Source organism: Bradyrhizobium sp. URHC0002 (assembly GCF_054059515.1).
On the sequence record NZ_JBSSCF010000001.1, the window covers coordinates 3570203 to 3584522 of the forward strand.

Here is a 14320-nt window from a genome sequence, read left to right on the forward strand (position 1 = left end):
ATGAAACCGGCCGATGTCTGCATCGCCGTGCTGGTAGCGGTGATCTGGGGACTTGCCTTTGTCGCAAGCCGTATTGCGCTGAACGAATTTTCACCGGAACTGATGACGACGCTGCGCTTTTCCATCGCCGCCTTGCCGTGCCTGTTCGTGGCGCGGCCCAGGGTTTCGTGGGGCGTGCTGGTCTCGATCAGCTTCACGCTGTTCCTCGGACAGTTTCTCGCCCAGGCCTTTGCCATCGCCCATGGCGTTCCCGTCGGCCTTTCCAGCGTGATCGTGCAGAGCCAGGCGCTGTTCACTATCGGCTTTGCCGCGCTCTTGTTCCGCGAGCGGCCGGGCGGGTGGCAGACCGTCGGCATCGGTGTTGCCACCGTTGGCCTGCTGATGATCTGCGGCACCGTCGGTTACGATTTCAGCATCAGTGCCTTCGCGATATTGATGATCTCTCCGCTCAGCTTCGCAGCCGGCAATCTGCTGCTCCGGCGGGCGCCTGATGTGCCGATGTTCGACCTGTTCGCGTGGTTGTGTCTGGTCGCGGCGGTCCCGTTGCTTGCACTGACACTGGTCAGCAACGGCCCGCAGCCGACCTGGCATGCGCTGACCCATATGTCGCTGACCGGCCTGATGTGCATGATCGGTCTCGGCGGCATCTCCACCAGCATCGCCTACTGGCTGTGGGGGAGGCTGCTGCGGGACTATCCTGCGGCGCAGGTGGTGCCGTTCGCGCTGTTAGTGCCGTTCGTCGGTTCCGCCGCGTCGAGCGTGGTGTTCGGCGAAACGTTCGGGCCACTGCGGCTCGCCGGGATGGTCACGGTGGTGGGCGGCATTGCCGTGATGCTGCTGTCGAAGCGTCCCAATAATTCAGAAGATCCCAAGGCTTCGGAAAATCCGGCTTCAGAAAAACAAGTTCTGCCAAAGATCGCGTGAGGCCCCCATGTCGCATTCGCTCCTTATCGCCTTCGTCATGTTCGCCACGGTGATGTTCTTCACGCCGGGGCCGAACAACATCATGCTGTTGTCGTCGGGGCTGACCTATGGCTTCCGCCCCACCATCCCGCACATCATGGGGATCACGGTCGGTTTCGCCTTCATGATCGGCGCGGTCGGGCTTGGGCTCGGGACCATTTTCATCGCCTATCCGGTGCTGCAGACCATCCTGAAATATGCAGGGGTCGCCTACCTGGTCTATCTGGCCGCCCATATTGCGCTGTCCGAGCCGCCGTCGGCGGAGAAGGACAACAGTCGCGGGCCGATGACCTTCTGGGGCGCGGCCATGTTCCAATGGGTCAACGCCAAGGGCTGGGTCATGGTGATCGGCACCATCACCGCCTATGCGGCGATCGCCGCCTACCCCTGGAACATCGCGATCCAGGTCGGCTTGAGCCTGCTTTTGGGAATCTTGTCCTGCACCGCCTGGGCCCTGTTCGGCACCGCGCTGCGGCCGGTCCTGACCTCGCGGCGGGCGGTGCGGGCCTTCAACATCGTCATGGCGGTGCTGCTGCTGGCCTCGCTCTATCCGGTCTTCATGGACGCATGATGCCGCACCGCGCCATGCATAAACGGGTTTCCTTTGACGCGGAAAATGATCTAGACAACGCCGGAAATTCGCGGGCGACCGGCGCTCCCATCCACCCAAATGCCTGATTAACCGGCCGATTTGGCCATCGATTAAGGAAACGACCCATGCGTGTTTATTACGATCGCGACGCCGACCTGAACCTGATCAAGGGCAAGAAGGTCGTCATCGTCGGCTATGGCAGCCAGGGCCACGCCCATGCGCTGAACCTGAAGGATTCCGGCGTCAAGGAAGTCGCCATTGCGCTGCGCAAGGGTTCGGCCTCGGCCAAGAAGGCGGAAGCCGCCGGCTTCAAGGTCATGGAAGTTGCCGAAGCCGCCAAATGGGCCGACCTCGTCATGATGCTGACCCCGGACGAGCTGCAGGGCGACATCTACCGCGAGCACCTGCACGACAACATGAAGAAGGGCGCCGCGCTCGTGTTCGCGCACGGCCTCAACGTCCATTTCAACCTGCTCGATCCGCGCGCCGACCTCGACGTGCTGATGATCGCGCCGAAGGGCCCCGGCCACACCGTCCGCTCCGAGTACCAGCGCGGCGGCGGCGTGCCCTGCCTGATTGCGATCGCCAAGGACGTCTCGGGCAACGCCCATGACCTCGGCCTGAGCTACGCCTCGGCGATCGGCGGCGGCCGCGCCGGCATCATCGAGACCACCTTCAAGGAAGAGTGCGAGACCGACCTGTTCGGCGAGCAGGTGGTGCTCTGCGGCGGCCTGGTCGAACTGATCAAGGGCGGCTACGAGACGCTGGTCGAAGCCGGTTACGCTCCCGAGATGGCCTATTTCGAGTGCCTGCACGAAGTGAAACTGATCGTCGACCTGATCTATGAAGGCGGCATCGCCAACATGAACTACTCGATCTCCAACACCGCCGAGTACGGCGAATACGTCACCGGCCCGCGCATCGTCACCGCGGAGACTAAGGCCGAGATGAAGCGCGTCCTCGCCGACATCCAGGGCGGCAAGTTCGCCCGCGACTGGATGCTGGAGAACAAGGTCAACCAGACCTCGTTCAAGGCAACCCGCGCCAAGCTCGCCGAGCATCCGATCGAGGAAGTCGGCGCCAAACTCCGCGACATGATGCCGTGGATCAAGAAGGGCGCGCTGGTCGACAAGACCAAGAACTGAGGCTGGCTCGGATCGGTAGGGTGGGCAAAGCGCAGCGTGCCCACCATTCAGGTAACTCCGTGGATAGATGGTGGGCACGGCGCAAGAGCGCCTTTGCCCACCCTACGAAGCTGGCCCCTCAAGATGAGGTGCGGTAGCAGAACACCAAATCTTAAATCTTGATCGGCATTGTCCGGCGAGATCGCGAACGCGGTCTCGCCGTTTCTTCGAAGAATTATTGGCTCATCCATATTCTTCAGCGCGCCGCGCCGAGTGCGCCAGCCGGGCCGAAACGAAGAACTGACGCCTCATACACATTCTTGGTGCGAAGCAATTCAACAATTACATCGGTGACGGAAAAGTCAGCGTTTACCGAGTCAAAGCGCGATTACTTAATCTGCATTCCCGCGCGTGAAACGAAGTCGCCGGTCGAACAGCGCGACCGGGTATCCGTTTTCCCCATGCAGTGAGGCGAGGTCGAACCCGTCAAAGACGTCAATCGACCGGCTACTTCTCGATCCTGTTGTGGAGCTGCCAGAAGCGCACGGTGCGCTGGGCCGTCTCCATCGACAGTTTCCGATAGTCGCGCTCCGCGATCTCGAGCGTCTGCTCGTTGACCGAAGGCATGACCGGCCGGTTGCGCAGGATCGACTCGACCGTCGGCCAGTTCAGTCGGGCCGAACGGCAGGGAATGAGCAGGAGGTCGGCGCGGGGGCCTTCCATCAGCCGGGCCATCATTTCGATTGGCATCTCATTGAGAAGCGCGATCGCAACCGTGACCTCGCCGAACTTTTTCGACTCGGCGAACTTGTAGACCGCCGCGTCGTCCAGCTCGTTCAGCCCCTTCATCAGCTTCACGTACTCCTCGGCGACGCCGAAGTTTCGGCCCGGGGGCGGCGCCTCGCGGGCGATTATGTTCAAGACCTTCTTGATCTCTTCCTGAAGCGCGGGCGGCGCGATGGCCAGCAGCCGGGCGCGGACCGCGTCCTTGGCGCGTCGCAGCAGGTCGCGCATGCAATTTTCCGGCAAATCGCCGCGAAGGCCGAGAATCTCGACCAGTTCGTCGTCAGCGGAGGCGCGAGCGATGATGTTGGAATAGCCCCCCTCGGAAAACTGCGCGCCGGCATTGTTGGCCAGTTTGCGGATCACCTGGTTTTCGCCGCGATCGACGATGACGTCGGTCACGGCCGCAGGCAGGTTGGGCCGGCCGGAAATGGCGAGCAGGTGATCCTGCCCCTTGCTGCTGGCGATCTCGACCAGTACGTCGGTCCCGAGCCGGCTGGAATTGGCAAGCACGCTGCCGGCGACCTCGATCTCGTCGTCCCAGGCCAAATGCTGGATGACCTCGAAGGGCGCGTAGTCGAGCGGCGCCAGCCGCTTCGAGAGTTCGGCCTTGGCTCGCGTCTCGACGCGCGCGATCAGGAGGCAGAGCACCTCGTCGAAGACCTTGACCTGGTCGTCGCTGAGGCGTTCCCCGTCGTTGAGGAAGAGATCGGTGACCTGCCGGAGGGTTTCCACCCGGCGGGCAGATGAACCGCCTCTGACAGCGTCTTCAAGTTCGGCAATGATCGAGTGCGCCGGCTGTTGCACCATTCTGGGCAGCCTGTTGGTTGTTGAAGGGTTGGCGCACAATGGCGCGCCGAGCCTTACGCTCGCGTTAAAGGCGAGACCCGGCAAAATACAGATCGGCTGCATCTGAATCGGGCAATCCGTTGCCGGTGGTCGTAGCAAGCGCTGCGTTCCGAATTATTTTACCAACGCGACCGGGGGGCAAACGCGGCGATTTCACGCGACAAATCGTCGATGTCGCACCGGATCTGACATGCGGCACCGCTTCCGGTAGTCCGGTCCGGCTGCTATCCTCTCCAAACCGTTCCCGGGAAAAATCGAATAGCAACTTTCCGAACAAGACGCCGTCAAGGCTAGGCGCCCCCGGGGAGCACGCTCAAGAAGCCGGCGCTTAAGCATTCCTTCACGACGAACTTCATTAAACCTCTGAGGGTTTGGTACCATGAGATCTGTTGTCATCACCGGCGCGTCCACCGGCATCGGGTGGGCCAGCGCCAAGATGTTGCTCGATCGCGGTTTTCGCGTGTTCGGCAGCGTACGCAAGCAGGCCGACGCCGACCGCCTCAGAAGCGAGTTCGGAGCGAACTTCACGCCGCTGATCTTCGACGTCACCGATGAGGCCGCCGTGCTGGCTGCCGCGCGCGAGGTCCGGGGCGCCCTCAACGGCGAAACGCTGGCCGGCCTCGTCAACAATGCCGGCATTGCCGTTTCAGGCCCGGTGCTCGAACTGGCCGCCGACGAATTCCGTCGCCAGATGGAGGTCAATTTCATCGGGCCGATCATTGCGACCCAGGCCTTCGGGCCGTTGCTCGGCTCCGATCCGGCCCTGAAGGGACCGAAGGGACGGATCGTGATGATCTCCTCGGTCGCCGGCAAGAACGGCAATCCAATGACTTCGGCCTATTCCGCCTCCAAGCATGCGATCGAGGGGCTGTCGGAGAGCTTGCGCCGCGAATTGATGCTGTTCGGGATCGACGTCATCATCATTGCGCCAGGCGCGGTAAAGACGCCGATCTGGAGCAAGGCCGAGGAGGTCGACATCTCCCCCTACAAGAACTCGCCGTATCTTCCGGCGCTGGAGAAAATCCGCGCCTTCATGCTGGGCCTTGGCGCCACCGGATTGCCGGCCGAGACGATTGCCGAGAAGGTGTTCGGGGCATTGACGCTGCCGAATCCCAAGGTGCGCTACACGATCGTGCCGGATCCGATGCGGCTGTTCATGGCGGCGGTGCTGCCCAAGCGCACCCTCGACAGGATCATCGCCAAGCGCCTCGGGCTGACGCCGCAGGGATGAGCATGATGCTGCGAATGGCCATCGGCCTGGCGGCCGTCATTGCGCTCGCGTCGGTCGTCCATGCCGGCGATCAGGGCGATCCCGAACAATCCTGCGACGGCAGCACGTATCAGATGGTGGAATGTCTCAAGGCGAAGACCGCGCAGTGGGACAAGCGGTTGAACGCTGCTTATCAGAAAGCGCTGCAGGATGCGGTTCCGGCGCAGCGCGATCCGTTGCGCGCTGCGCAGCGGCTGTGGATTCAGTACCGCGACGCCAATTGCCTGTATTACGGGATGGGCGAGGGCACCATCGCCCGGCTCGATGCCGGCGAATGCATGCGCAGCATGACGGAAGCGCGCGCCAAGGAACTCGAAGGCCTCGGCCACCAGTGACGATGGGAAAGCGCCGAGCGGAGCTGACGCAAATCGCCGACGACGCGCTTCGCAGCCAGCCGGGATGCGAAACCGCGTCCGTGCCCGCGGTGCGGGGCCTGCCAAACATTCACGAGGGCCGGAACTGGGAAATCCCCAACGTCGTTCTTGGTGACAGCCTGATTAGTGATGTCGATCGGGCCGTCATGTCAGTGCATCGCCGGCTGGGGCGGAAGTATCATTTGCTTGCGGGCGATTAGGGGCATCCCGTCCGCGCCGTGGCTTGCGCGCGCGGCGCCATCGCGATCATGCGCAGCGCGAACACGGCAAACAGCGGGATCAGGAACAGCGCGTAGAGCGGCATGTCAGGAATCCGCTTGCCGAACGACACCATGAACTGGAACAGCAGGTAGTAGCCGCCGATAAGATGCAGCCGCCGCCAGGCGCGTGCGCCGATCGCGGTTGCCGTCCGGTCGAACGAGGTTGCGGTCATGGCCACTATGAAGGCGTAGCCGATGCCGCCGAAGATGTAGGACGCGATCGAGGTCGCCGCTGCATAGCTTGCGGGATCCATCACGGCGAAGGCGGCAATGGCGATGGCGTGGATGGCGTGCGAGGCCGCGAAGCTGACGCCGAGATAGCGGCGGTTGCGGCGCAGCCATCGCGTCCACGCGTTGGGCCACATCCGTGCCAGCGCTGCGGCTGCGAAGGCAAGGCAGAACAGCACCAGCGAGGTTCGCGCGGTGAAGCGGATCACCATCCGCACGCCGTCAACCTCAAAACCCCGCATGCCGGCGATCCAGATGCTTAAAGCCAGCAGGGTCAGCGAGAGCAGGGCGAACAGCCGCCAGCCATCGAACCAGTTTTGACGCGTCGACATGATCGTCCCCCGTTGGTTTGCACCGTCATTGCGAGCGCAGCGAAGCAATCCATTCTTTCTTGGCGTGGTGAGATGGATTGCTTCGCTGCGCTCGCAATGACGGCAGATGCCTGATGTAATCACCAGTTACATTTACGCCGCCTGCCAGGTCAATCCGTGTAATCGGTGCTTACATTCACAAGGCGGTGATGGTAGGAGAGGGCATGCGTCCTGCCGCCAAATCCTCCACCGCCAAACCGCGCCGCCGCGCGTCCCGGGCGGCCGCGCCAAAGCCCTATCACCACGGCGATCTCCGGCGCGTCCTGCTCGATGCCGCGCTGCAACTGGTCGAGGAGGGTGGGGCGGAGGCGGTCAGCGTCCGCGAGGCCGCGCGCCGTGCCGGCGTCTCGCCGGGGGCGCCGTTCCGGCATTTTCCGAGCCGCGACGCCCTGATGAAGGCGGTGGCGGAGGAAGCGCAGCGCCGGTTCCGCGCCGAGATCGAGGCTGCGCTTGCCGGGGCGCCGGCCGGCGATCCGCTGGGCCGCTTTCGCTGCCTCGGGCTTGCCTACCTGCGCTGGGCGATGCGTAACCCGACCCATTTCGAGATCATTTCCAGCCGCCGGTTGTTCGATCATGACCGGGCGGTCGCCGTCAGCAGCGACAACGCCGAACTGATCGAGTTGACCGGGCAAACGCTCGCCGAGGCCTTTGCCGCAGGCCAACTTCGGCCGGTGGACCTCAAACAGGTCCAGATCGCCGGGCGGGCGCTGGTCTATGGCTTTGCCCGGATGAATATCGACGGCCATTTTCCGCGCTGGGGGGTGGCCGCCCTCGAGGCCGAGCAGACCGCCGAGGCGATCCTCGATCTCTTCATCGAGGGGATCGCCAGGCGGGCGTGAACGCGCCGGAGTGACACCGGGGCCCGCATTTACCCTACGGGGCAAATTCATTGCGCGTTCATGACGCTTCCACTACGTTTTTGTGACACGACACAGGTTCCGGCTGGTCGTGCGTCTCCTGGTCCGTTGCCAGCCAAGGCTTTGTATTGCGCCGGGTCATGTTGCGTTGCCACCCATGGCGCCCGCGCCAAATCCAGGGCCCTCCGCCGCCACCCTAGTTGCCGGCCTTGCCGCCATCGGCTTCTGGCGCCTTTCGGCCGTCGCTGCACCGCACATGGCGGCGCTGGCGATCATGCTGCAGACCGAAGCCGACTTCGGCGGCCGCATGGGTTTTGCGCTGGCCTGGGGTATCCTGAACTTCTTCTTTGTTGCGCTGCTGCGGCGCCCGGCGCTGTCGGGGGCGCTGTCGCTGACGCTGGTCGTGCTGCTGGTGCTGCTGTCGCGGCTGAAGCACGACGTCGTGCAGATGACCGCGAACTTCGTCGACCTGATGGTGATCGACCGCGACACCGCGGCCTACCTGTTCACGATCTTTCCCAATTTGCGCTGGAGCGTGGTCGGCGCCGCCTTCGTCATCCTGCCGCTGATGTACGCGCTGTGGTGGCTCGATCCGTTCCGCATCCGCCGCCTGCCGGCGCTGGCCGGCCAGCTGGCCTGTCTCGCCGTGCTGGCCGGTTATTCCATCACCTGGCCGGATGAAGCCTGGCGCGGCTATTACGACGACGGCTATCTCTCCAAATTCGCCCGCTCGGGCGTGACGGCGGTTTCCGACTTCGTCAATTACGGCTTCATGGAATCGGAGGCCGCGACCGCCGAGCGGTTGAAGGTGCCGCTGGTCGATTCCTGCCATGTCGCCGGCCGCCGCCCGCACATCATCATGATCCATGACGAGTCGAGTTTCGACATCCGTCAGGCCAATGGCGTCAAGGTGCCGCCGGACTATGGCAGCCACTTCAAGTCCTTTGACGGCCGCGAGCGCAAGTTCATGGCCGAAAGCAGCGGCGGCGCAAGCTGGATGGCCGAGTACAACGTGCTGGCGGGCCTGTCGTCGCGCTCGTTCGGCCGCTTCTCCTATTTCGTCACCCGGATCGCGTCGGGGCGGGTCGAGCGCGGACTGCCGCTGGCGCTGCGCCGCTGCGGCTACAACACCCTCTCGCTCTATCCGGCCTACGGCGCCTTCATGGGGGCGCGCGGCTTCCAGACCTCCACGGGCATCCAGCATTTCTACGATGCGCGCGATCTCGGCGCGAAGGGCATCGAGCCGGACAGCTTCTTCTACGACAAGGCCGTCAAGCTGATCGCGGAGCAGCCGGCCAATACGCCGCTGTTCACCTTCGTCTATCTCGCCGCCAACCATTTCCCCTGGGAAACCAAGTTTCGCCCCGACCTGCTGCCGTCCTGGCGCAAGCCCGGCAACGCGCCGGTGGTCGACGAATATCTGCGCCGCCAGACCATGAGCGCCGGTGACTATGCGGGCTTCATCGCCAGCCTGAAGAAGAAGTTCCCGGCGCAGCCGTTCCTGATCGTTCGCTACGGCGACCATCAGCCGGAGTTCTCGTCGAACCTCTTTGATCCCGGCCTGGATGAAGCCAGGGTCGCCCGCAAGTTCGACACTTACGACCCTCGCTATTTCACCACCTATTACGCGATCGACGCCGTCAATTTCGAGCCGGTGAAGAGTTCCGCCGTCATGGACAAGATCGACGCGCCCTATCTGCCGCTGGTGATCCAGGAAGCCGCCGGCATTCCGCTCGACCCGTCGTTCGAGGAACAGAAGAATATCATGCTCCGTTGCAAGGGGGTATTCTATGCCTGCAAGGACGGCGCCGAGGCGCGCAGGTTCAACCGGTTATTGATCGAGGCAGGCTTCATCAAGGGGCTTTGAGGAAACCGACATGTCTGCGGTTGCAGAATCCGGAGGAAGCGAAAGCACCCGCGCAGAATCGCGCGGTATCAGGTTCCTTGCGCTGGCCGGCCTGATCGTTGCCCTGCATCTGGCCGCGCTGGCGGTTCTCCTGACCACCGAATACGGGCCGTTTGCGATCACGCTGTCCGTGCTGGCGTGGATTTTCGTGAACTGCTTCCTGCTGGTCGTGCTGCAGCGGCCCGCCGTCTGCGCGGCGCTGGCGCTGACCTCCATCGTGATCCTGATCGCGCTGTCGCACTTCAAGTTCGGAATTCTGCAGCTAACGCTGACATTCCTCGACTTCCTGATCATCGACCGCGATACGTTTTCGTTCCTTCTCTCGGTGTTTCCGCGATTGCAGTTGCAGTTGGTCTTGGCAGGCCTCGTTGCGGTTCCGCTGTTGTGGCTGGTCTGGCGTTTCGATCCGTTCCGCGTGCGCCGCCGCTTTGCGCTGACGGGCGTGGCGGCGACGGCCGCATTGATATCGGCGATGGCGATCGCATCGCCCGAACTGGCGTGGGAGCCGTTCCAGGGCGTCAATCATATTTCCAATCTGGCGCGCTCGGGTGTGGTGGCGGTGTCGCGGCTGGCTTCGACGGGATGGATCGAGGCCGATCCGCCGGCGAACAGCCCGCTTAGCCTCGCGCGGGACGCACGCGCCGCCGGCCACCCGGTGCTGCCGCCTGCGACGGACTGCGATGCGACGGCGAAGCGGCCGCACATCATCATGCTGCTCGATGAGTCGAGCTTCGATGTGACCTCGGCGCCTGGCATCAAGGTGCCGGCCGGATATACCGACTATTTCAAGTCGAGCGACGGCAAGCAGCGAACCATGATCGCGGAGTCGACCGGCGGCCCGACCTGGTACACCGAGTTCAACGTGCTGACCGGCCTGTCGGCGCGCTCGTTCGGCGATCTGAAGTTTTACGTCACGCGGATCGCTGCTGGCCGCGTGACGCGCGGATTGCCGCAGGCCCTGCAGCGCTGCGGCTACAAGACCGTCTCGCTGTATCCGACCTATGGCGATTTCCTCAGCGCGCGTGCCTTCCAGAAGGGCACCGGCGTCGGAGAGTTCATCGACATGGCCGGGATGGGCGTGACGGAGGACATGCAGCCGGACAAGTTCTATTTCGATCAGGCGTTGAAGGTGTTTGCGCGCGAGCAGCCGCAGCAGTCGCCGGTCTTCATGTTCGTCTACCTCACAGCCAATCATTTTCCCTGGTGGAACGTCTACCGGCCCGATCTGACGCCCGCGGGCTGGACGCCGCCGGGCAACACCGCCGAGGTCGACGAGTACATTCGTCGCCAGGCCATGACGGCCCACGACTATCGCGAATTCACCGAGCAGCTGAAGCGCGACTATCCGGACGAGTCGTTCCTCGTGCTGCGTTTCGGCGATCACCAGCCGGCGATCTCACAAAAGCTGCTTGAGCCGGGCATCGATCAGGCGAGGCTGGCGAAACGCTTGATCGCCGCCGACCCGCGCTATTATTCCACCTACTATGCTATCGACGGCATCAACTACCAGCCACGCAATTTGTCGTCCGCGCTCGAAACCCTCGACGCCGCCTATATCCCCCTCGTGCTCCAGGAAGCCGCGGGCCTCCCACTCGATCCGTCGTTTACCGAGCAGAAGAGCATCATGCTCCGCTGCAAGGGCACGTTCTACGCCTGCAAGAAGGGCACGGAAGCACGGAGGTTCAACCGCCTGCTGATCGACGCCGGGACGATCAAGGGGCTTTGATGTTCGCCCATGCTTTGTAGCTTCGTAGGGTGGGCAAAGCGAAGCGTGCCCACCATCTATTCGCCGAACGACCTCTGAATGTTGCGAAGATCTCCTCCCCAGTCCTCGGCGAGCAATCCTCGTTCAACGAAGCGGTGAAAGCTGCTGTGCGGCCAATCGGCTACACGGGTGACGTGGCCGTGTTTCACCGGGTTGAAGTGAATATAATCGACGTGTCGTTCGAAATCCTCATCGTCGCGAATGGCGTGCTCCCAGTATCGGCGTTGCCAAATGCCTTTTTCTCGTTTGGCGACCTTGCTCGTTGATCTGGCTCGTGCATCGAGGCCACGCGAAAATCCGCTCTTTATCAAGCTCCAGCGCGTGGAAAAATCGGCGTCGCCGTCCGGCAACGCCCAAAGCGCGTGAACGTGATCAGGTAGTACACAGATCGCGATTGTCTCGAAGGGGTGTCGCCGTTGAACATCTTGGCTCAGGCGATCGACTTCTTCGATCAAAAGGTTGCTCGGCCGCTCTGCGAGGACCACGGTGAAAAAGAAAATACTGCCCTTGGCACGAACGTATTGCGGCATGATGTATCATACTGCAACCGAACGTAGTTTCAAAGATGGTGGGCACGCTTCGCTTTGCCCACCCTACGAAGTGACGATGACGGGGGAGCTACTTCTTCCCCACCTTCTCCCACAGCCACTGCGCCACCGCATCCGGGGAGCTCGTGGCGTCGTTGCCGGCCGCGCGCAGATTGGCCTCGCGCATCGTGGCGATGTCGATCTTTCCGAGCAGCGGCGCCAGCGCCTTGCGCAAGCTCTCGTCATTGGCGCGCTTCGGCGCCAGCAGCACCACCGCGTCGTAGGGCGGGATCGCGTGCCTGGTGTCGCCGAGAACAACCAGGTCGTATTTCGCGATCAGCCCGTCGCTGGTGTAGCCGGCGATGACGTCGACTTCGCCGGAGGCGACGGCCGCATACATGAAGTCCGGCTGCATCTGCCGCTGCCCGCGGAACGACAACCCGTAGGCCTTGCGCAGCGCGGTCCATTCGGGGCGCGAGAAGAATTCATAGTCGCCGGCGATCGACATGTTGGCCGCGCGCGAGGCGAGGTCGGCGATGGTGCGGATGCCCAATTGCTCGGCGCGCTTGCGCGGCATCACCAGCGCATAGGCGTTCTCGAAGCCGAGTTCGCCCAGGAGCGTGATGTTCTGTCTTGCTAGCATCGTCTTCAGTTCGGCCAGCAGTTCCTGGCGCGGCCGGATGTCGGTGCGATGGAACTGGTTGGCCCACAGTGTGCCGGAATAGTCGACATAGACGTCGATATCGTTGCTCGCCAGCGCCTCAAAGATCACGTTGGAGCCGAGGCCTTCACGCGCCGTCGCAGGGAGCGACGCTGCCCTCAGCCGCTGCGCCATCAATGCCGACAGCACATACTGTTCGGTGAAGGTTTTTGCGCCGACGATGTAGTTCGTCTGCGAGCGCATCACGGTGGGCATCATCGTGGCCACAACAAGCGCCGCGATGCCGAAGCCGCCCAGCGTCGCGCGAAAACGGCTGCGGTTTCGCAATCCGCTTTCGATCAGCGCCAGCAGTTGATCGACCAGCAGCGCCAGCACCGCGGCGGCAAGGCAGCCGAACAGCACGAACACCCAGTTCTGGGTCTGCAACCCGGCAAAGATGTAATTGCCGAGACTGGTCTGGCCGATCGGCGTCGACAGCGTCGCAGTGCCGATCACCCAGACGGCCGCGGTGCGGATGCCCGCCATCATCACCGGCAGCGCCAGCGGCAGCTCGACCGAGAACAGCGATTGCCGCGGCGTCATGCCGACGCCTTGCGCCGCTTCCAGAATGGCGGCATCGACGCCCTGCAGGCCGGTGATGGTGTTGCGCAGCACCGGCAGCATCGAATAGAGCGCCAGCGCCAGCACTGCGGGCAGGAATCCGAACGCGGAGAAGCCAAACCCGAACCATGACAGCGAGAGTGCGGCGAGCGCCAGCAGCAGCGGATAGAACAGCGCCAGCAACGCCAGTCCCGGCACCGTCTGCACGATGCTGGCGAGCCCGAGCAGCGCGCCGCGCGCCACTCGACGATTGCGCACCGCAATCGCGAGGGGCAGGCTGACCAGAAGTCCGAGCGCCAGCGCGGTAACGCTGACGCGGACATGGTTGCCGAGATAATCGGGCAGGTGGCCCAGCGCCTCGCCCCAGCGCGGATCGGTGAAGATGCTCATGCCGCGCCCTCGCGAGGCAGCAGCGCCCCAAGCCGCTCAGCCTGCCGGCGCGGCGTGCGCAGGAGTTCGCCGACGTAGGCGTCGTCACTTTCGGAAAGTTCTGACGGTGTGCCCTGCGCCAGCAGCCGGCCGCCTCCCATCACCGCGATCCGGTCGGCGAGCAGGATGGCTTCGGTCATGTCATGGGTGATCATGACCGTGGTCAGGCCGAGCGTGTGATGCAGCTCGCGAAAGTCGTCGCCAAGGGCGTCGCGGGTTAAGGGATCGAGCGCGCCGAACGGCTCGTCCATCAGCACGATGCGCGGTTTTGCGGCGAGCGCCCGCGCCACGCCGACGCGCTGGCGCTGGCCGCCCGAGAGTTCGTGCGGCAGGCGGTCGCGGTATTGCGCCCGGTCGAGCCTGACAAGATCGAGCAGTTCATCCACCCGCGCGGAAATCTCCGCGGGCAGCGTGCCCGTTAGCTTCGGCGTAATGCCGATATTGCCGGCGACGGTCAGGTGCGGAAACAGCCCGCCGCTCTGAAAGACATAGCCGATCCGGCGCCGCAACAGGATCGGATCGACGTTGCGCACGTCCTCGCCCTCGACCGTGATCGAGCCGGAGTCCGCCTCGATCAGCCGGTTGGCGAGCCGCAACAGCGTGGTCTTGCCTGAGCCGGAGCCGCCGACGATGGCCAGGAATTCGCCCTCGGCGACCTCGAGCGAGACGTCGTCGACGGCCACCACGCGGCCGCCATCAAACGTCTTGCCGACATGCGCATAGGCGATCAGAGGCATGGTCGGCATTCGGTGTGGTCCCAA

13 protein-coding genes are annotated in these 14320 nt (G+C 63.5%); 8 read left to right on the forward strand and 5 right to left on the reverse strand.

What is annotated here, in order from left to right:
• From ACVWVY_RS17290 to ilvC, 3 genes are all read left to right on the forward strand, one after another.
• A complete protein-coding gene (locus ACVWVY_RS17290; protein ID WP_456627501.1) occupies positions 1–924 on the forward strand; it encodes an EamA family transporter in 924 nt (307 codons plus the stop codon).
• A gap of 7 nt (positions 925–931) precedes the next feature.
• Positions 932–1534, forward strand: a complete 603-nt coding sequence (locus tag ACVWVY_RS17295) for a LysE family translocator (protein ID WP_456627502.1) — start codon at positions 932–934, stop codon at positions 1532–1534.
• 146 nt (positions 1535–1680) lie between these two features.
• Positions 1681–2700: a ketol-acid reductoisomerase gene (gene ilvC / locus ACVWVY_RS17300; protein WP_057838619.1), complete on the forward strand. Its 1020-nt coding sequence runs from the start codon at positions 1681–1683 to the stop codon at positions 2698–2700.
• 486 nt (positions 2701–3186) lie between these two features.
• Here ilvC and ACVWVY_RS17305 read toward each other — a convergent pair whose 3' ends face one another.
• Positions 3187–4272: a DUF2336 domain-containing protein gene (locus ACVWVY_RS17305; RefSeq protein WP_456627503.1), complete on the reverse strand. Its 1086-nt coding sequence runs from the start codon at positions 4270–4272 to the stop codon at positions 3187–3189.
• A 418-nt stretch (positions 4273–4690) separates the two neighbouring features.
• Here ACVWVY_RS17305 and ACVWVY_RS17310 point away from each other — a divergent pair, with 418 nt between their 5' ends.
• Complete coding sequence (locus tag ACVWVY_RS17310; protein WP_456627504.1) at positions 4691–5542, forward strand: SDR family oxidoreductase; 852 nt, start codon at positions 4691–4693, stop codon at positions 5540–5542.
• A 5-nt stretch (positions 5543–5547) separates the two neighbouring features.
• Entirely contained in the window at positions 5548–5916 is a 369-nt protein-coding gene (locus tag ACVWVY_RS17315) for a lysozyme inhibitor LprI family protein (protein WP_456627505.1), read from the forward strand.
• A 235-nt stretch (positions 5917–6151) separates the two neighbouring features.
• On the opposite strand, the gene ACVWVY_RS17320 is transcribed toward ACVWVY_RS17315, so the two are convergent.
• Positions 6152–6775 carry a hypothetical protein gene (locus ACVWVY_RS17320; protein ID WP_456627506.1) on the reverse strand — a complete coding sequence of 208 codons (624 nt, stop codon included), beginning with the start codon at positions 6773–6775 and terminating at the stop codon, positions 6152–6154.
• 203 nt (positions 6776–6978) lie between these two features.
• On the opposite strand from ACVWVY_RS17320, the gene ACVWVY_RS17325 reads away from it, so the two are divergent.
• From ACVWVY_RS17325 to ACVWVY_RS17335, 3 genes are all read left to right on the forward strand, one after another.
• Positions 6979–7653, forward strand: a complete 675-nt coding sequence (locus tag ACVWVY_RS17325; RefSeq protein WP_456627507.1) for a TetR/AcrR family transcriptional regulator — start codon at positions 6979–6981, stop codon at positions 7651–7653.
• A gap of 175 nt (positions 7654–7828) precedes the next feature.
• Complete coding sequence (locus ACVWVY_RS17330) at positions 7829–9538, forward strand: sulfatase-like hydrolase/transferase (protein WP_456627508.1); 1710 nt, start codon at positions 7829–7831, stop codon at positions 9536–9538.
• A gap of 10 nt (positions 9539–9548) precedes the next feature.
• The gene (locus ACVWVY_RS17335) at positions 9549–11303 is read left to right on the forward strand and encodes a sulfatase-like hydrolase/transferase (RefSeq protein WP_456627509.1); all 1755 of its coding nucleotides are present in this window, start codon (positions 9549–9551) and stop codon (positions 11301–11303) included.
• A 56-nt stretch (positions 11304–11359) separates the two neighbouring features.
• Here the strand turns inward: ACVWVY_RS17335 and ACVWVY_RS17340 are convergent, their stop codons facing one another.
• The 3 genes from ACVWVY_RS17340 to ACVWVY_RS17350 form a co-directional block, all read right to left on the reverse strand.
• Positions 11360–11872 carry an REP-associated tyrosine transposase gene (locus ACVWVY_RS17340; RefSeq protein ID WP_456627510.1) on the reverse strand — a complete coding sequence of 171 codons (513 nt, stop codon included), beginning with the start codon at positions 11870–11872 and terminating at the stop codon, positions 11360–11362.
• Between the two features lie 88 nt (positions 11873–11960).
• Complete coding sequence (locus tag ACVWVY_RS17345) at positions 11961–13520, reverse strand: glycine betaine ABC transporter substrate-binding protein (RefSeq protein ID WP_456627511.1); 1560 nt, start codon at positions 13518–13520, stop codon at positions 11961–11963.
• On the reverse strand, positions 13517–14305 hold the full coding sequence (locus tag ACVWVY_RS17350; RefSeq protein WP_456627512.1) for an ATP-binding cassette domain-containing protein: 789 nt from the start codon (positions 14303–14305) through the stop codon (positions 13517–13519). The genes ACVWVY_RS17345 and ACVWVY_RS17350 overlap by 4 nt, the downstream gene beginning before the upstream one ends.
• Between the last annotated feature and the right edge of the window lie 15 nt (positions 14306–14320).

What these genes read in the sequence shown, in the direction of transcription:
- ilvC (WP_057838619.1), top strand. Translation starts at nt 1,681, where the DNA reads ATGCGTGTTTATTACGATCGCGACGCCGACCTGAACCTGATCAAGGGC.
- ACVWVY_RS17335 (WP_456627509.1), top strand. Translation starts at nt 9,549, where the DNA reads ATGTCTGCGGTTGCAGAATCCGGAGGAAGCGAAAGCACCCGCGCAGAA.
- ACVWVY_RS17325 (WP_456627507.1), top strand. Translation starts at nt 6,979, where the DNA reads ATGCGTCCTGCCGCCAAATCCTCCACCGCCAAACCGCGCCGCCGCGCG.
- ACVWVY_RS17350 (WP_456627512.1), bottom strand. Translation starts at nt 14,305, where the DNA reads ATGCCGACCATGCCTCTGATCGCCTATGCGCATGTCGGCAAGACGTTT.
- ACVWVY_RS17305 (WP_456627503.1), bottom strand. Translation starts at nt 4,272, where the DNA reads ATGGTGCAACAGCCGGCGCACTCGATCATTGCCGAACTTGAAGACGCT.
- ACVWVY_RS17290 (WP_456627501.1), top strand. Translation starts at nt 1, where the DNA reads ATGAAACCGGCCGATGTCTGCATCGCCGTGCTGGTAGCGGTGATCTGG.
- ACVWVY_RS17320 (WP_456627506.1), bottom strand. Translation starts at nt 6,775, where the DNA reads ATGTCGACGCGTCAAAACTGGTTCGATGGCTGGCGGCTGTTCGCCCTG.
- ACVWVY_RS17330 (WP_456627508.1), top strand. Translation starts at nt 7,829, where the DNA reads ATGGCGCCCGCGCCAAATCCAGGGCCCTCCGCCGCCACCCTAGTTGCC.
- ACVWVY_RS17315 (WP_456627505.1), top strand. Translation starts at nt 5,548, where the DNA reads ATGCTGCGAATGGCCATCGGCCTGGCGGCCGTCATTGCGCTCGCGTCG.
- ACVWVY_RS17340 (WP_456627510.1), bottom strand. Translation starts at nt 11,872, where the DNA reads ATGCCGCAATACGTTCGTGCCAAGGGCAGTATTTTCTTTTTCACCGTG.
- ACVWVY_RS17345 (WP_456627511.1), bottom strand. Translation starts at nt 13,520, where the DNA reads ATGAGCATCTTCACCGATCCGCGCTGGGGCGAGGCGCTGGGCCACCTG.
- ACVWVY_RS17295 (WP_456627502.1), top strand. Translation starts at nt 932, where the DNA reads ATGTCGCATTCGCTCCTTATCGCCTTCGTCATGTTCGCCACGGTGATG.
- ACVWVY_RS17310 (WP_456627504.1), top strand. Translation starts at nt 4,691, where the DNA reads ATGAGATCTGTTGTCATCACCGGCGCGTCCACCGGCATCGGGTGGGCC.